12 protein-coding genes, 1 tRNA gene and 3 pseudogenes are annotated in these 16,872 nt (G+C 35.5%); 10 read left to right on the top strand and 6 right to left on the bottom strand.

Features of this window, described 5'->3' with window-relative positions; genetic code table 11:
* The 4 genes and pseudogenes from FNZ60_RS04870 to FNZ60_RS04855 form a co-directional block, all read left to right on the top strand.
* Nucleotides 1-612, top strand: a pseudogene (locus FNZ60_RS04870) (DNA primase); the annotation flags it as partial.
* 413 nt (nt 613-1,025) lie between these two features.
* Nucleotides 1,026-3,042: pseudogene (gene rpoD / locus FNZ60_RS04865) on the top strand (RNA polymerase sigma factor RpoD).
* A 246-nt stretch (nt 3,043-3,288) separates the two neighbouring features.
* Nucleotides 3,289-4,112, top strand: a pseudogene (locus tag FNZ60_RS04860) (tyrosine-type recombinase/integrase); the annotation flags it as partial.
* Between the two features lie 563 nt (nt 4,113-4,675).
* The gene (locus FNZ60_RS04855) at nt 4,676-5,137 is read left to right on the top strand and encodes a YcgN family cysteine cluster protein (protein ID WP_142416551.1); all 462 of its coding nucleotides are present in this window, start codon (nt 4,676-4,678) and stop codon (nt 5,135-5,137) included.
* 29 nt (nt 5,138-5,166) lie between these two features.
* Here FNZ60_RS04855 and FNZ60_RS04850 read toward each other — a convergent pair whose 3' ends face one another.
* Nucleotides 5,167-5,892 carry an SIMPL domain-containing protein gene (locus FNZ60_RS04850; RefSeq protein WP_142416550.1) on the bottom strand — a complete coding sequence of 242 codons (726 nt, stop codon included), beginning with the start codon at nt 5,890-5,892 and terminating at the stop codon, nt 5,167-5,169.
* 174 nt (nt 5,893-6,066) lie between these two features.
* On the opposite strand from FNZ60_RS04850, the gene FNZ60_RS04845 reads away from it, so the two are divergent.
* Both FNZ60_RS04845 and FNZ60_RS10115 read left to right on the top strand, forming a co-directional pair.
* Nucleotides 6,067-6,143, top strand: a tRNA-Ile gene (locus FNZ60_RS04845).
* 1,565 nt (nt 6,144-7,708) lie between these two features.
* Nucleotides 7,709-7,891: a hypothetical protein gene (locus FNZ60_RS10115; RefSeq protein WP_142416549.1), complete on the top strand. Its 183-nt coding sequence runs from the start codon at nt 7,709-7,711 to the stop codon at nt 7,889-7,891.
* On the opposite strand, the gene FNZ60_RS04835 is transcribed toward FNZ60_RS10115, so the two are convergent.
* A complete protein-coding gene (locus FNZ60_RS04835; protein ID WP_142416548.1) occupies nt 7,815-8,129 on the bottom strand; it encodes a helix-turn-helix domain-containing protein in 315 nt (104 codons plus the stop codon). The two genes, FNZ60_RS10115 and FNZ60_RS04835, sit on opposite strands and share 77 nt — an antisense overlap.
* A gap of 465 nt (nt 8,130-8,594) precedes the next feature.
* On the opposite strand from FNZ60_RS04835, the gene FNZ60_RS04830 reads away from it, so the two are divergent.
* Both FNZ60_RS04830 and FNZ60_RS04825 read left to right on the top strand, forming a co-directional pair.
* Nucleotides 8,595-9,278: a hypothetical protein gene (locus FNZ60_RS04830; protein ID WP_142416547.1), complete on the top strand. Its 684-nt coding sequence runs from the start codon at nt 8,595-8,597 to the stop codon at nt 9,276-9,278.
* Between the two features lie 169 nt (nt 9,279-9,447).
* Nucleotides 9,448-9,759 carry a hypothetical protein gene (locus FNZ60_RS04825; protein ID WP_142416546.1) on the top strand — a complete coding sequence of 104 codons (312 nt, stop codon included), beginning with the start codon at nt 9,448-9,450 and terminating at the stop codon, nt 9,757-9,759.
* 773 nt (nt 9,760-10,532) lie between these two features.
* Here the strand turns inward: FNZ60_RS04825 and FNZ60_RS04820 are convergent.
* Complete coding sequence (locus FNZ60_RS04820; RefSeq protein WP_142416545.1) at nt 10,533-10,712, bottom strand: YegP family protein; 180 nt, start codon at nt 10,710-10,712, stop codon at nt 10,533-10,535.
* Nucleotides 10,713-11,094: 382 nt separating this feature from the next.
* On the bottom strand, nt 11,095-11,634 hold the full coding sequence (locus tag FNZ60_RS04815; RefSeq protein ID WP_142416544.1) for a helix-turn-helix domain-containing protein: 540 nt from the start codon (nt 11,632-11,634) through the stop codon (nt 11,095-11,097).
* Nucleotides 11,635-11,998: 364 nt separating this feature from the next.
* On the opposite strand from FNZ60_RS04815, the gene FNZ60_RS04810 reads away from it, so the two are divergent.
* The gene (locus tag FNZ60_RS04810; RefSeq protein WP_142416543.1) at nt 11,999-13,048 is read left to right on the top strand and encodes a DUF475 domain-containing protein; all 1,050 of its coding nucleotides are present in this window, start codon (nt 11,999-12,001) and stop codon (nt 13,046-13,048) included.
* Nucleotides 13,049-13,499: 451 nt separating this feature from the next.
* Here FNZ60_RS04810 and pncA read toward each other — a convergent pair whose 3' ends face one another.
* Complete coding sequence (pncA, locus tag FNZ60_RS04805) at nt 13,500-14,108, bottom strand: bifunctional nicotinamidase/pyrazinamidase (protein ID WP_142416542.1); 609 nt, start codon at nt 14,106-14,108, stop codon at nt 13,500-13,502.
* A gap of 56 nt (nt 14,109-14,164) precedes the next feature.
* Nucleotides 14,165-14,695, bottom strand: coding sequence for a hypothetical protein (locus FNZ60_RS04800; protein ID WP_142416541.1), 531 nt, complete (start codon nt 14,693-14,695; stop codon nt 14,165-14,167).
* A gap of 177 nt (nt 14,696-14,872) precedes the next feature.
* Here FNZ60_RS04800 and ettA point away from each other — a divergent pair, with 177 nt between their 5' ends.
* Nucleotides 14,873-16,522: an energy-dependent translational throttle protein EttA gene (gene ettA, locus FNZ60_RS04795; protein WP_142416540.1), complete on the top strand. Its 1,650-nt coding sequence runs from the start codon at nt 14,873-14,875 to the stop codon at nt 16,520-16,522.
* Nucleotides 16,523-16,872 lie beyond the last annotated feature (350 nt).

Genomic DNA, 16,872 nt, shown 5'->3' with positions numbered 1-16,872 from the left:
CGATATGATCAATTTTCACCCAATAGGATCTTTAAAGATCAAACCTTTTCTCTGTTAGAAAATTCTGAAATTGTACGAAATTCTTCGCAAGCTATTCCTTTGCGTGAAGTCGTGATTTTACTCACTTTGGCTTATTATCCTGAGTTATGGCATGAAAACTTTGAGGTTCTTTCTGAGTTAGAATTAAAAAATACACAATTGATATATTTTCACCAAACGATGCAGGAAATTCTTGGGGATCAGCCGCTTCATGATACAGAGACAATGGTTGCGTTCTTAGAAAAAAGAGGGCAAAAGGCTTTATTAGAGCGTATGAAACGTCTCGTGCAAAATATTGGTATGCATATTATCTTTGGGGGCGCTCCCATAGAAGATGCACGTGCTATATTAAAACAAGCTGTCTACTTGCATCTTCAGGAACACCACCTACATAAGAGGTTACAGGACATTGAAGAGCAACTTGTAGAAAATCCTAAGAGTGAGGTTTTTGATCTGCTTCGTGAGGTAAAAAATGAGCTAGAGCAGATGCAGGCAACAGAAGCATTAATTGAAGGATTTGGAAGTTGGTTGGATGAAAAAATAGACGGGAATACGCAAGATACGATAAAATGATTCGCTTTTTTTATGCGAATCAGTCACTTAAATTTTAGATGAGGAATTTTATGTGGAGTGACATTTTCATAAAGGTAACAATTAAATCATAAAGATGACAATCAAATTTTAGAATAAATTTTAGGAAAAGCGGGAAATTGGTTCTTACGATAGAGTACAGGGATTATCTCAGAAGCGTTGAGAGGTGTCGGGGAAACTTCGGGAGTTTTTCCGCGTTTTTTTCTGGATGACAGGTTTGTCTGGATGTTACAGCGTGTATAAGGCATACAAAATGTATTCTTTCCAATAGTAATCTCTTAAAAGGAAGTATATATGAGAAACTATTGGTTGATTTAAGTGAGAACAAAAAAGCTGGTCACATGGAAACGATGGTTACATGGAAACGATGAAGTGATCGAGTGGAGTTATATGGTATGGCAACAAAGGTTAAACAGAAAGATAATGCAGAAGTAACAAGCCAAGCAAGTTTGGATGGTCCTCTTCTTGATTTTTCTGATGATGCCATCAAGAAAATGATTAAGCTTGCCAAAAAAAATGGTTACGTAACGATGGATGAACTCAATGCCGTTCTTCCTTCTGATGAAGTTACATCCGAACAAATTGAAGATATCTTGGCGATGTTTTCTGAGATGGGGGGTTAATGTTGTGGATGATGAGGGTGAAGTTGAGTCTGAAAATTATGAAGACGAAGTGACAGTAGAGGGTGGAGACTTAGTAGAGGCCTCTAGCCACGCAATTGCAACGACGACGAATAAGCGCGAAGCAACAGATCGTACGGATGATCCCGTACGTATGTATTTACGTGAAATGGGGGCTGTTGAACTTCTTTCACGGGAAGGTGAAATTGCCATTGCCAAGCGTATTGAAGCTGGGCGTGAGACAATGATTGCGGGACTTTGTGAGAGTCCTTTGACTTTTCAGGCCTTGATAATTTGGCGTGATGAATTAAAAGAACAGCGTGTTCTTCTTCGTGAAATTATTGATCTTGAAACGACTTATGCTGGCCCTGAAGCAAAACAGGCTCCTGTTATCGAGCGAAGTGAAGTTGATAAGATAAAAGAAGAAAAAATGTCTTCTAGTATCCGTAATCTAGGGGAAGATGTAGGAGAAAGAAGCATTGAAGAAGATGATGATGAAGACGATGACGATGTTAACTTATCGCTTGCGGCAATGGAAAATGAGCTTTGTCCTCAAGTTATGGAAACATTAGATTTTATTGCTCAAACCTATCTAAAATTACGAAAATTACAAGATCAGCATGTTGAAAGCAGTTTGGCAGAGCGTAAAGAGGGCGCTCTTACAGCTTCTCAAAAGAAAAAATATATTCAATTAAAGGGTGAATTGGTTCAAGCCGTGAAGTCTCTTTCTTTGAACCAAAATCGTATCGAAGCTTTGGTTGAGCAGCTTTATGATATCAATAAGAGATTGATTCATAATGAAGGTAAGCTAAAACGAATCGCTAACAGCTATGGTATTGGCCATGAGGATTTTTTAAGAGAATACCAAGGGCGTGAATTAGATGCAGATTGGATGAATTATATTGCCACTTTACCTGCACCGGGTTGGAAAGAGTTTTCAATGTGTGAAGCAAAAGAAATTCAAAAATTGCGCAGTGAAATACAAAATCTTGCACAAGAAACAGCTATTTCGATTGGTGAATTTCGCCGGATTGTTATGCAAGTGCAGAAAGGTGAGCGCGAATCAACTATTGCAAAAAAAGAGATGGTCGAATCGAATTTACGTCTTGTCATTTCAATTGCAAAAAAATACACGAATCGTGGTTTGCAGTTTCTTGACCTTATTCAAGAGGGCAATATCGGTTTGATGAAGGCTGTAGATAAATTTGAATATCGGCGCGGCTACAAGTTTTCAACCTATGCCACATGGTGGATTCGTCAAGCCATTACGCGTTCAATTGCAGATCAGGCACGCACTATTCGTATCCCTGTTCATATGATTGAAACAATTAATAAAATCGTTCGTACTTCACGTCAGATTCTCCATGAAATTGGACGAGAGCCAACACCAGAAGAATTATCGAGTAAGCTTTCTATGCCCTTAGAAAAAGTGCGAAAGGTTCTTAAGATTGCAAAAGAACCTATTTCACTTGAAACACCTGTTGGCGATGAAGATGATTCCCATTTGGGTGATTTTATTGAGGATAGGAATGCATTATTACCCATTGATGCGGCTATCCAAGCGAATTTGCGCGATACGACAACACGCGTTCTTGCTTCATTAACACCACGGGAAGAACGTGTTTTGCGAATGCGTTTTGGGATAGGAATGAATACAGATCACACACTAGAAGAAGTAGGGCAACAGTTTTCAGTGACAAGAGAACGTATTCGTCAGATTGAAGCAAAGGCACTTCGCAAATTAAAGCATCCTAGCCGCTCACGGAAATTACGCAGTTTTCTCGATTCTTAAATAAAGGAATTGATGCATTTAAATCATTTTCCTCTTTCTTCTGTATGCCAAGTTTTTGATTTATAAAGATAATTTACTGTTTTGATATTGAATGAGAGTTCCGAATAACGTAAGATCCTCTCATTTTAAATCTCTCTCATGTTGCATCAATCAAAATCATTCCCTTGCACGTCAAAAGTGGGATGAATGTGTGGATAAAATTTGTATAAGAAAGAACTACAAATGGCTTTTCATGGACCGTCTTAAGTGCCAAGGTCTGTCGGCAACACTCAAAGGCAGGCACAAGTGTGTGATAGTACCGGCTTGTTACTCCATCAGCGTAAAAATGGGGGCTCAATAGGTTTACCGTTATACCATTCATGGGCGCCGCCTGTGAAATGAGTGTGGTGGGCGTTTTGAGAGATGTCTCTTTAAAACAAGCGCGTGAATGTGCAAACCAATGGCGTTCTGTTTTACGTGAAGGGCGTGACCCCATTAAAGAACGTGAGAAACAAAAGCGTGAGGCAATAAGCATCTCCATTATTTAAAAGATATTGCTTTAGATACTTTTGAAAGTTGGAAAGCTGGATTAAAGAATGATGGGAAAGATGGAAACTGGTTTTCACCTTTAAAACTCTATATTCTTCCCCAATTAGGCTGTTTGCCCGTTTCAGAGATTACACAAACTAAAGATACGCAATATCCTCGCCCCTATCTGGTATTCAAAAGCAATAACCGCAGAGAAAGCGCTGAACCGTCTTAACCTTTGTCTCAAACATGCGGCTGCCTTAGGATTGAATGTTTGATTTACAAGCAACAACAAAAGCACGGGCTCTCTTAGGAAAGCAACGTCATAAAATTATTAATAGATCAGCCATGAATTGGAGAATATACCGGCGTTTTATAAAACACTTTGTCAAAAAACAACTATGACACAACTGGCTTTGCGTTTGCTTATCCTTACAGGTGTTCGTACTTTTCCTTTGTGTCATATTCATAAAGATCAAGTTGATGGGGATATATGGATAATCCCTGTCGAAAATATGAAAGGAAGGCGTGATGCTACAACAGAATTTCACGTGCTTCTATCGGAGGGGGAGTTTATTACTGTGTACTTCGATGTTTTTTTTTTGAGAAAATATGGGAACACTTTGAATAATCTAAAAAGTTTACAATATTTAGCGTTTTTTGTAGTTTTGGATTTCTCTGTTTCAAAAGAACAGATAGAGGCCAAAGAGTGGTGATGAAGGAGAAAGGTTAAGGGGGGATTTTAAGAAATGAATGATAAAATATCATCTTGCTTCGAGCGATTCGTTTTTTAGAAATGGGGTATCTCAAGAATAAATTTATCGTGCAGCGTACTATCCTTTTGATAAAAAAGGTGTATTCGTTACAGCATTCTTCTATCATTTTAGGTAACGCATTTTGCTCTTTGTCAGTTGTCAAAGGAATCTTTCAATAGATTATATTCATTGATATGGACTATTTTCTGAATATTTCCTTTTTCTTCAGAGAGTTTTTAAGAAATTTCTATGAAGTATGGATTGAGTTGAATCTTTGTCAGAGATGGAAATAGACAGAACTATAGAAATTAAACTTTTAATTTTTTCTTTTTTTATAGATCGTCTTAATTAAAAAAGGTGTGTCTGAATTTATGAATGGAGAACTTCCTTTTTGGAAAATAAAAAAATTAGAAGAGCTTTCCATTTCTGAGTGGGAGAGCCTTTGTGATGGGTGTGGTCGTTGTTGTCTCCACAAAGTTGAGGATGATGATACAGGTGATCTTTATGCAACCAGTATTGCTTGTCGTCTTTTAGATGGGGAAACGTGCCAGTGTCGAGATTATGTTCATCGTAAATCAATTGTACCCGATTGTATATCGTTAGATATGACAACAGTTAAAACGGCGCGTTGGCTTCCCAAAAGTTGCGCTTATAGATTAATTTATGAAGGAAAAGATCTCCCATGGTGGCATCCATTGGTATCAGGAGATTGTCAGACGGTCCATAAAGCGCGCGTTTCTGCACGCGGACACATAGAAGTCTACGAAGACGAATTATCATCTGAAGATGATTATCTCAATCATATTACTGGCCTTCTATGTGAAGGACAGTAATATGTGTGTTTTATACAATGGTTGATGGGTTAATCGATCGCAAAGACGACAGTAACACTCACATTATAATTTAGCTCACCTCCTGCAAAATTTGTATCTGCGTAGTTCGCATCTACTGCTCTGCTCATAAGACGCGGTGTTGGACGATGGTAACCATCTTCATTGATTTCAATAATTTTTCCTAACTTTAAATCGGCTGCTTGCGCTATTGTTTGCGCTTTTTCAATAGCCTCAGCAATAGCTTTTTTCCGTGCTTCTTGATAAAATGGCTTTGTATCTGCGTTGGTAAAAGTAATACTATTGACTGAATTAACCCCTAGTGTCATCGCTTGATCAAAGATTTTACCTGCATTGCTAAGATCACGAATGCGTACAGTTAAAGAATTGGAAACGTGATAGAGTTTTTCATTATTCTTTTTTTCGTGGTTTGACTGATAAATGGATAAACCGGATGTTTGTAAGTCATTTGCTTGAATGCCATTATTTTTAAAAGCTTTTATAATATCATTGATCGATTGATTATTGGAAGCTAAAGCTTTCTGCGCTGTTTTGTCATAGGTAACAACAGCAAGATTAATAATTGCCATATCCGGTGCAGCTTGACTTTCTCCGATTGCTGTCACTGTAATCGTCGCTTCTCTTTTATTTTCTTCAGCATAAGCATGGACAGTTAATGAAGCGGTTAAGAGTGTGAATGTTAATATAGCTATTTTAACAAAAGAACTCTTCAGTGGTTGAATTTTCTTTTCTATCATATCTATTCTATTCCTTTACATTTGTTATGACTACTTTCTCATTTTTGAGAGTTCTTGTAAAGAAATTAGGGCACTAGAAAAAAAACCAATAGAAAAGATAAGAAAGATTGATTATAACTCAAGTCAGCTCTTGTATCATAGAGCATTTTAGTTTAGAGAGAGACCACCTATATGGGGCCTGTAGCTCAATTGGTTAGAGCCAGCGGCTCATAACCGCTTGGTTGGGGGTTCGAGTCCCTCCGGGCCCACCAATAGGAAGTTTTCAAACAATGTGCCGATAGGCAGACAATGATCCAATAGAAAAATAGACAGCTTAGTAAAATTTGAAGCTTCTACATCCTTTGTTCTTTTGATTTATTTCTCTTTTTGTTCTAAGTTTTTTGCAGTGTTTTTTCTATTATCATTTTAATATATAAAATGATGATATGTTTTTTAGTCTCATCAAAAGAATGCTTTTATTTGCAACATTAGAGCATTTGGAATTAATTTGATATGTGTTGCTGTTTACGTTCTTAATTTATATGCTGTTTTTTATTTTTTCTGGGTAATATTCTTCATAAGGCAGTGATTTCCCCTTCATGAGATGAATTTAATTTATGCTTGTTCTGCAAGTGAACAGGTCCTCATAAAATTAATGCTAAACGCTGTGCTTGTTCATAACAAATCTCTCTAAAAAACAATGAATATAAATCCGCTTTCTTTGAATAATCTTTACGTTTTTTCAGGTGTTATAACAACATCATCAATGATAAAAGATTGTCTATAAAGGCATGTGATTTATAGACGTTCACAGGTATTATGGAGGAACAGTGATTGTCGGTGGTATCTTACATTAATCAAATTTTATTGTGACAGACATTCTTATGACTCTGGAAGGAAATATTCTCTATGATATTAAAAAGCCGCTTAAAATGACCTTTTTGATCATGATTTTGATTATTATGCGTTTTTTACCTTATGCTCGAATTATCGTTCTTTCTTAATGCAAAGTATTATTGAAGTCACAAGGCCTTTTTTGATTTTACTCTCATAAGGTATTAGCAGTATTTTGCTAAAACTGGTTCTTGTTTGTATTGCTAAAATTTTCTTGTGCTGATTGTGAAAGAGAGTTTTTTCTTTTCTGCAAAATGACCGGTAAGGGAAGAGTTTTTTTGTTGGAACAGGACATTTCTTCTTCAAGATCACATTTGGTAAAATATAATTCTTCATTTACCTAGAAAAACTGCTTCCTTTTTGTAAAACTACGTACAATTGACCTACAGAAATTATGGATGATGGGGCGTTTTATTTTTTTGAGTATTGCTATTTGTATCATGATAGAGAATCAGTATTTAAAAAGGGGGCTTTCAAAGGGAGGGTTTGTAAATATGTTACAGAGTTTTAGGAGCGTGGCAGTTTATAAGAATCCATTTCTATAACATTGTTATATGATGACTGCTTTGCAATAGTGTGAAAAAAACATCAAGGGTAGAAAAATTATATTTTTTTTGAAATAGGCTTTTTTGTGTTCTCTTATAGAGAGTTCAGGAGTATCTTCAGGAATGTTTTCACATTAATTTGTTATTAGTTCGAATCAGAAGATTTGCGTAACATTATTCGCGTTGTTGATAGATCTACCAATTTTCATAAAAAGTTCTGGAGCGAGTGATGTTTTCTGTTTCAATATGGTACACAGCTCATAGGATTTCATCTGATTTTATAAAATAAGTTTGTACACAATTGCTTCCATACGGCCTATTGCAAATATTTTTTTCTAAGGTATGAAATATGTTTAAACGCTTTAGCGTTATATTATTCGACAATACGGAGTATAACTATGAAGAATGATGAAAAATTTAGGACGATTTTATCGGATATTATTGTGAAATGGGAGTCTTTATCGACATCTCAAAAGCAAGCGATATTGGATAGAGTAGAAAATTCTACAACTGCTTCTCATTCAACAGAACATTTAAAGCTTCAATCTTCTTTTTATCTCCAGACGAAATCAAAGCTATAAGTTTTAAGTCTTCATCGGAGATGTCGAAGCCAGTTATGACATATATGGCGCTAGCATTTCCAAGTGTGTTTAGAATAGCCATAAGTTTATCGACTGAAGGTCTCTTTCCTCCTTTTATCATTTGTTGGACATAGTTTTGTCCACAGCCTGCTGCTCTGCTTATTTCGATCATCGTTCGTCCGTCACTTTTTATCAATTCAATTAAGCGTTGGAACCAATCTTTTTCAGTCTTTTTCATTTTTAGACCTTTACACATTTACGCTATAGCGTTAATATTGCGCTGCGAATCCAGAATATACGATACAAGGAGCGTGAAAATATCCATGTGTAGCTCTTCGCTAATGAAGCATATAGAGTTGTTTTTTACTAATAACAAAATGTCCCCATACACTTTCAGATTCGAATCAATAAAAATGGTTCCTTAGTTCCACGGTTGTAAAGAAATTACGGCGTATACCAGAAACGGCGATACGCGTGCGTGTGTTCATAAGATTTCGCCGCAATAGTATACGTAGCAGCGTTATAAATCAAGATATACCCCAACATCAGCATTTGTAAAAAAAATCTGCGTTAGGCGGTATGTGGGTATATAACAAAGCTTTACAGCCTTAAGAGGCAAAATCATGATTGTAGAAAAAAATATAAATTTACAGTTTTAGAATGTTTCTCTTTCTTTTGTTGTAATAAATTAGGTCACTATCGGATGATATATCGTATGTGTGCGTTAAAAAAATTTGAAAATATCAGAAAAAGTAATTTTGGTATTTTTATAAAACATAAAAATAATTTGGGGTATGAGCGTGCTCGTTTGGTAGAATATGATACATGTCATCAATGCCCTTATGAGGATAGGTGTGCTTTTGATGATGCTACAGTTTATAATAAAATTTGTTTTTACGATGATGTTTTTGTTTATGACAATGTATTGATATATGGTTGTTTGGGGTGGAACAAGAATTTGCATGTTTATCAAAGGGGAGCACTTTATTGGCATTTGAATAGGAGTGGAGAGGTATATATTTACACGAATGCAGTTATTTTTAGTCAAGTTATGAATGCTCAATATATTGAAGTTTGCAGTGATACTTGTGATTATAGAGAGGCTCGTGTTTATAGGAATGCTTTGATCTGTTGTGATGTAAAGATTTGTGGAAAGGTAAAATTTTGTAGAAGAGCTGTGCTTTGTGTCATTAAATTTTTTTGTAATCATCAAAAAAATTTCACATATAGCCCTATTCCACATTGCGTAAAAGAGGAAGATAGGAGCGGTTTGAGAGAGGCGTATATTGGTTTTATTACGTTGTTCATTTTGTTTAAAGTTCCTTATTTTGTATATTTTATATCAATAAATATGTCGCAAATAATCGATGAGAGCGTGTGCGGTTAGCCGCTTTCAACGTATTTTTGTGTCATTTATCAATGTTTTTAATAGAGAAAATAAGAATGCCGAGAGCGATTATTCGCACTTGGAATATGGCTTATTGCCTTCTTTTTTAATGGGTTATGAAACAAATTGCTTAAGATGATCATTTGAGCGGCAATTAGAGGAGATAAAAATGAGTGTAAACGAAGTTTTATTGGGAGCGGTTGTTGTTGTTGTGTTGCTCTGCGGGATTATATTTCGGTTTGCTTTATATTTTCGCAGTCAAGTTAAAGCTCTAAAAGAGGAATCCAGAAGAATAAAGCATGAGTTTTTAAGAGATTCTATGAAGATGACTGAGGAACGAGATAGAGCCATTAGAGAGCAAAGTATGGTGATTAAAAGGCGTGATCAAACAATTGAAAAGCTGAAAAAAGAAATTAAGCAATATAAAGAAAATGAAAAGAAACATCAAAAATTGCTTAAATCTGAAAATAATAAAGAGTGACTGTATTTATGTTTTATATCAAGTTTATGCATTAAAGGATCTGGAAATATGTTAGAAAGACGAGAATTAACGAGAGAGATGCGCTTTAATAAAGCTTATTACAATGCTCGTTGGGAAATTATCTTGGAAAAGAATATTCAAGTTTATTCTGATTTATGAAGATATTTTAGTTAAGAGTATCATTGATCATAAAGTAAAAGTTTATAATGGTATATCAATTTGTAGATATGCTGGTTATTAAAAAGCACATCTATACGATCCAGAAATTGTTGTGGTGATATTATATTATTATAGACAATAATTTTGCGCATTCCTTTTAGGGGGGCGGTTAATGGCTACGATAGATTCTAGTAATCGGCATAAAGGCGTTGCATGATCATAGAAGGAGATATTTGTTATTTTATAAAAATGAAGTGGATATCATGATTATCGGCCACGTAATAGGAGGATGAATATAAAAGATATTGATACTTGGATGAACAATCATATTTTTAATTTATGATTTGTCTTTTTTCAGATGCGTTTGTTTTGTTTATTTTTGATTAAAAGATACAACGTTTGGGAGTTTTTCTGCTTTATAGATACTGCAGGAATTTGATTATGTTTGAAAAAATAGGTTATTTATGAAAAATTGACTGTCATTTGCATCGGTCAAAAATAGCATAAGAAACTTTTCTCCACTAAAGGAAAAATAGCCCCTTTTCATTTGTCACAAAAAAGCAATGTCAAAGCCTATTATACAAAATAAACGCTTTTCTTAACAATAAAGAACATCAAGACTGTAGTTCTCTAATAAGAGCCTTATGTGTAATTTCTTTAATTTGTTCAATATTAATTAGGATATCTTGTTTTGTTGGATAACCTTTACTCGAAAAAGCAATTTTTTGTGCATCTCCTGAGATTAAACGCCAGTACCATTGATTGTGAACTCCTTGAAACACCTCAAAATACATGTTTCTTACCTCATAAAATAGCTATAATTTTCAGGATAAATACGCAACTAATCTATTTACGAATACTAATGTATGTCTCTATAGGAAGTCGTCAATATATTCCCCTTAAATTTTTTGACCTTTAAAAATGATTTCTATGAGAGCTATTATTGTTTTAACAAGAAAAAATTTCTTGTCAATAAGTTATGAATGAGAATTTTATACTATAAAATTATTTTTTATTAATTTAATAATACTATACGTTCATTTATAATATAGATATTTTTGTTTTATAAAGATAAATTTTAGAGCACACAAAATCTCACCAGCATGGCCACAGGAAAAATATTTTTCTCTATACTGGTGAGGTTAAAAAATTCTCTTTGTCTTTTGAACTAGACGTTTATTGATTAGCGATAACTTCTTTTTGGGATACGCTTCGAATGAGTAAATCAATGAATAAGCTAAGGGTATAAGAATTGGCCATTTTAGCTTTCATATCGATCAAAGAGGTCGCTGCTTTAGAGTTAAGACCATTTGATAAACCTTGTCTTGACAAATATTGCTGCAACTTTTCATAAGAGTTATCGATTTTTTCTTGACTTAGTTTTTCATTACGATCACACTTGGCAAGTGTTTCTTCAAGTCCCTCAATTTTTTTAATAAAATAATTCCAATCAAAATCACCTTTTGTATATTCGGCGTCAAACATTTTTCCTTGTCCAGTTAAAAGCCAATTAATATTGACACCATATAACGTGCGGTATGTCTGTAAGACACTAAGATTGGGTTCTCTTTCTCCACGCTCATAAAAAGCAATGGAATTTTTCGTCATGCTAAAACTTTTAGCTAAGGTTTCACGTGATGGATCGCCTAAAGCAAGACGTACATAACGTAAACGTTTTCCAAATATGGTTTTTGATTCAGTTTCAGGACGTGCCACGAATTATCTCCCTCAGTAAATCATCATGGTATAAATTATAAAACAATAAAAGCACACTATGTATTAATATTCTATGATATAATGTCAATATTTATCATGTTAATTTTTCTTTATTTTTTTATTTTAGTGGATAGAAAATAATCTCTCAGCTCTATTGTATTGACGATTAATATTTATTTTAAAGCAAAATTTTCTATTTATCACACTTTGTCTCTTGTTTTTTTTGAGAAAATTTTCATGTAATTCTACCATTGTATTCTACACAGCTCTGCATTAAGAGAGGCAACTTTAAAGAGATACAAGCTTTCAGTTTGTACTCGGGGGGGCTGTCGATGAACGAGAAAATAAATTTTGAGGAATGATCATGGCCCTGTTACGCTATTTTGGGTTTGCTTTTTTTTTCACGATTATTGGTGTCTTTTTAGGAGGAGCTATCGGTTGGTTTGAAACGGGAAGCATTACTGGTTTTCTTAAATATTTTTTTATTTGCTGTGTTTTAGGGGTTTTGGAAATTTCTTTATCTTTTGATAATTCTATTATTAATGCACGTATTCTTGGTAGAATGGATCCGTTATGGCGTCGTCGTTTTCTTATATGGGGTATTTTGATTGCTGTATTTGGGATGCGGATTGTTTTTCCGTTGTTGGTGGTTGTCGTTGCTGTTGGAATTAATCCAATTGCGGCAGTTAAATTAGCGATAGGGGAACCACATCGATATGCCGAAGTCTTAATCAATGCGCATATGGGAATTGCAGCTTTTGGGGGAACTTTCCTTATGATGGTTGGCTTAAAATATTTTTTTGATTCTGAAAAAGAGGTGCATTGGCTTAACGTTATAGAGAGACCAGCGCAAAAATTGGGGGCGCTTATTGGGGGGGATATCGCAATTGTTTTGATTTTGATCTTATTTGTTTCAGGGCAAATTGCTGCAGAAGATAAAATCACCTTTTTATTGGCTGCTCTTTATGGACTTTTGACCTTTATAGGGGTTGAGGTTGTTGGTCATCTTTTGGATACGCCTAAAAAGACTTTAACGACAGTGGCTCAAGGGGGAATTGGAGCGTTTCTTTATTTAGAAGTCCTTGATGCAAGTTTTTCTTTCGATGGCGTGGTGGGAGCTTTTGCCTTTTCACACAACCTTTTTATTATCGCAATTGGTCTTGGTATTGGTGCATTTTACGTTCGTTCTATGACAATTATGTTAGTCGAATCAGGGACATTGTTGCATTATCGTTATTTGGAGCATGGGGCTTTTTATGCAATTTTAGTTCTTGCAGTGATTATGTATCTGCAAACGATTATATCGGTTTCTGAAGTCTTAACGGGACTTGTGGGAGTTAGTATTATTGGAATAGCATTGTATTCTTCAATTCGTTTTAATCGTCGTCAATCAGATAAAAACGTTGCATCTTAAGTAATGGAGATTTCATATTTTTTGATGTTTTTGTTTATCATATCTCTTTGAAGAGGAAAGGTCTTTTATGCAAAACAGAATGCTATTGTCTTTCTTATTTTAAAGTTGAATGCATGGTATATTTTTACTTATGGAGGGATAGTTTTCTACAATTTTTGGGATATATTTTGACTTGAATACAAGGCGCAAACGGGTGCTATATTTTCACCTGCTTTTAGGACTATGGTAGCTATGGTATTTAACGATTCATAAGAAGTATTTGGGCTGTTTTCTTGAATGATCTTTATCTCCATATTTATCCTATTTGTGACGTGCAAGAGAATAGTTTATTCATTATGAATAGGTTTGGAATGAAAGAATTTTACCCTATTCTGGTCTCTCACTTAAATATGTAAAAATGATTTATTTCTTATAAATCAGTTTCTTATAATAGATAGATACAACACAATATTTAGGCGACCATCAACAGTTCAATACCAGCTTCATTCATCGTTTTAAGCATTGTGTTTAAGGATTCATTTACATCAATACCAGCGCAGGCATTTAATAAAACACTGACTTTAAAACCGACTTGTATGGCGTGAAGAGCAGAAAATCCAACACAAAAGTCCGTTGCTAAACCACACATAACGAGCTTGGTAAAACCATGTTCTTTAAGATAAACTTGTAAACCTGTTGATGTTTTTTGATCATTTTCAAGAAAAGCAGAATAACTATCCATTTTTTGATTATAGCCTTTTCTAAGGATAAGTTGTGCCTTTTCCACTCTGAGAGATGGGTGAAATTCTGCACCTTGTGTTCCTTGTATGCAGTGATCGGGCCAAAGTATTTGAGGACCATAGTCAAGATTGATGGTATCATAGGGCTTTTTTTCAGGATAGCAGGAAGCAAAGCTGCAATGGTTCTTTGGGTGCCAGTCTTGAGTTAGAATAACGTGGTCAAAATGATTGATGAGATTATTGACGGCGGGTAAAATAGTATCACCTTGTGGTACTGCGAGTACTCCACCGGGTAAGAAGTCATTTTGAACATCAATGACGATTAAGGCTTTTTTTTCCATAAATGTATTCCTATAGGAGGGAGATGAGTTTTTATCGTATTTTCAAAAAGCTGTATTCAGTCTTGGAGTTTTGAAATGATTTTCTGGATGTTGATTTTATTTTTATAATTATCAAGCCAAAAGAGGGGGATGGATAAGTTTTTACAATTCGTTTTATAGTTTTTTAAAAAGTGTAACCATGTACCAATGGGAAGTGTCGTGTCGTTATTTGCTGCTACGTGTTGACGCAAAGCTTTCATGATCATTGGGCTTGGAACGTCAGATCCCATAAGACGGCGGTCATTTTGTAAACGTAATTTAAGCCACATCAAAGCAAGGGGTGAAGACCATTGTTTTCCGTAACAGAAAATTGATGAAAAGAGTGAAGGATTTTTCACTGCGTAGTATGAAGCCCATAAAGCAAAAAAAGAAGGCGCATAGAGAATGACTTTTCTTTCTGACGTCATATTACATTGATATGTTGGTTTAATACGATAAAAATACAATGTTATATCTGGTATGGAAAAGAGAGGTAAAGTTTGATAACACGTTTCAGGTACAGCTAAAAAAATTTGCTTTTTGCTTTTTGCGAAGATGTTTTTTTGCATTTAGAACCATACTAGGGCTTGTGAGATTAGAAAAAATGTACCAATATTTAAAATGAAAAACTTTTGATACGATGTAAGTATTATTTACTGTACAGTTTCAAAAAGCAGAAGTGGTTTTTTCAAAATTCTAATCTTTAATATCGCAGTATAAAGAAAAATTTATATAAAGAGAAGTTTATGGCACGTCAATTTATCTACCATATGGCTGGGCTCAACAAGTCTTACGGCAATAAAAAAATTTTAGAAAATATTCATTTATCTTTTTATCCAGATGCGAAGATCGGTATTTTAGGGCCAAATGGTGCAGGTAAATCAACTATTTTACGTATTATGGCTGGGCTAGACAAGGAATATACGGGCGAAGCGTGGCTTTCTGAAGGAGCACGTTGTGGCTATCTACCACAAGAACCTGTGCTTGATACAAGCAAAGATGTGCGTGGCAATGTGATGGAAGGTGTTGCAGATAAACAAGCCATTGTTGAGCGTTATAACGAATTGATGATGAATTATAGCGAGGAAACGGCTGATGAAAGTGCAAGGCTTCAGGATATTATTGACAGTCAGAATCTTTGGGATTTAGAAAGTCAAGTGGAAATGGCGATGTCGGCTCTTGGTTGTCCATCAGCTGAAGAAGATGTGACGAAACTTTCGGGTGGTGAAAAGCGGCGTGTTGCGCTTTGTAAATTGCTTTTGTCAAAACCTGACTTGTTGCTTTTGGATGAACCGACAAACCACTTAGATGCTGAAACGACAGCTTGGCTTGAAAGACATCTGCGTGAATATCCAGGGGCTGTGCTTTTGATAACCCATGATCGTTATTTTCTCGACAATGTCACGGGTTGGATTTTAGAGTTAGATCGTGGGAGAGGTATCCCTTATGAGGGGAACTATTCTGCTTATTTGGCGGCTAAAGCTAAGCGTTTGGCTCAGGAAGGTCGTGAAGAGGCTGCGCGTCAACGTGCTCTATCACGGGAGCAAGAATGGATTGCTTCTAGTCCAAAAGGGCGACAAGCAAAGTCAAAAGCACGGATTAAAGCTTATGATGAGTTGGTTCAGGCAGCACGTGAACGCCGTCCTGGAGAGGCACAAATCATTATTCCTATCGGAGAAAGATTGGGACAGGTTGTCATTGAAGTTGATCATCTCTCTAAGGCTTATGGCGAGCGTGTGTTGATTGATTCCCTCTCTTTTAAACTTCCTGCTGGGGGTATTGTCGGCGTTATTGGAGCCAATGGTATGGGAAAGTCGACCTTGTTTAAAATGTTGACAGGACAAGAACAGCCCGATTCAGGTCATATACGTATCGGTGAAACAGTTCACATGAGTTATGTGGATCAGAGTCGCGATTCCTTGGCCGGCGATAAAACGGTTTGGGAAGAGGTTTCTGGTGGGAATGACATTATTAAGTTAGGCAAATATGAGATGAACAGTCGTGCTTATTGTGGGGCTTTTAATTTCAAGGGGACTGATCAGCAACAGAAGGTGGCAAATTTATCAGGGGGACAGCGCAATCGCGTGCATTTGGCAAAACTTCTAAAAGAGGGGGGGAATGTACTTCTTCTTGATGAGCCGACAAATGATCTTGATACTGAAACATTGGGGGCATTGGAAGATGCATTAGAAAATTTTGCTGGTTGTGCAGTGATCATATCGCACGATCGTATGTTTCTTGATCGATTGGCAACGCATATTTTAGCCTTTGAAGGTGATGGCCATGTGGAATGGTTTGAAGGGAATTTTGCTGAATATGAGGTTGATAAAGTGCGTCGTCTTGGGGCTGAATCCCTTAACCCTAAGCATGCAAATTATAAGCCTCTTACACGCTAGAATTTCTTATCGTATTGAAATTTTATTGAGAAAATAGTGTGTTTTTGTGTTTATTATATTTATCAATAAAGTCATATATTCTGTGGAAGTTTTTATGTTTAGAAAATAGTAAATTCTTTATAAGATTATGACATCAATAAAGCTATTTTACTCGTGATATATAATCGGTTATTGCTTGGAAAACGGCTATAAAGAGGGGGGAGAGTATATTGCTATTGTGTGGATATGCTGGTCATTGAGTGTTATCGTTTTTATTTAATAAAATTGCAGACCAGTATCTATGTTATTGACTCGCTTTCCATGTTGGATAGCTCTTATTTTAAGCAGGTGATAAGAAGAAAATTCATTTA

The sequence above is a fragment of the Bartonella massiliensis genome, assembly GCF_902150025.1.
GTDB classification, from domain to species: domain Bacteria; phylum Pseudomonadota; class Alphaproteobacteria; order Rhizobiales; family Rhizobiaceae; genus Bartonella; species Bartonella massiliensis.
This window is presented reverse-complemented; position numbering and strand designations above follow the sequence as displayed.

What these genes read in the sequence shown, in the direction of transcription:
- FNZ60_RS04820 (WP_142416545.1), bottom strand. Translation starts at nt 10,712, where the DNA reads ATGTATTTTGAGGTGTTTCAAGGAGTTCACAATCAATGGTACTGGCGT.
- FNZ60_RS04855 (WP_142416551.1), top strand. Translation starts at nt 4,676, where the DNA reads ATGAATGGAGAACTTCCTTTTTGGAAAATAAAAAAATTAGAAGAGCTT.
- FNZ60_RS04830 (WP_142416547.1), top strand. Translation starts at nt 8,595, where the DNA reads ATGATATATCGTATGTGTGCGTTAAAAAAATTTGAAAATATCAGAAAA.
- FNZ60_RS04800 (WP_142416541.1), bottom strand. Translation starts at nt 14,695, where the DNA reads ATGCAAAAAAACATCTTCGCAAAAAGCAAAAAGCAAATTTTTTTAGCT.
- FNZ60_RS04835 (WP_142416548.1), bottom strand. Translation starts at nt 8,129, where the DNA reads ATGAAAAAGACTGAAAAAGATTGGTTCCAACGCTTAATTGAATTGATA.
- pncA (WP_142416542.1), bottom strand. Translation starts at nt 14,108, where the DNA reads ATGGAAAAAAAAGCCTTAATCGTCATTGATGTTCAAAATGACTTCTTA.
- FNZ60_RS04825 (WP_142416546.1), top strand. Translation starts at nt 9,448, where the DNA reads ATGAGTGTAAACGAAGTTTTATTGGGAGCGGTTGTTGTTGTTGTGTTG.
- FNZ60_RS04850 (WP_142416550.1), bottom strand. Translation starts at nt 5,892, where the DNA reads ATGATAGAAAAGAAAATTCAACCACTGAAGAGTTCTTTTGTTAAAATA.
- FNZ60_RS10115 (WP_142416549.1), top strand. Translation starts at nt 7,709, where the DNA reads ATGAAGAATGATGAAAAATTTAGGACGATTTTATCGGATATTATTGTG.
- ettA (WP_142416540.1), top strand. Translation starts at nt 14,873, where the DNA reads ATGGCACGTCAATTTATCTACCATATGGCTGGGCTCAACAAGTCTTAC.
- FNZ60_RS04810 (WP_142416543.1), top strand. Translation starts at nt 11,999, where the DNA reads ATGGCCCTGTTACGCTATTTTGGGTTTGCTTTTTTTTTCACGATTATT.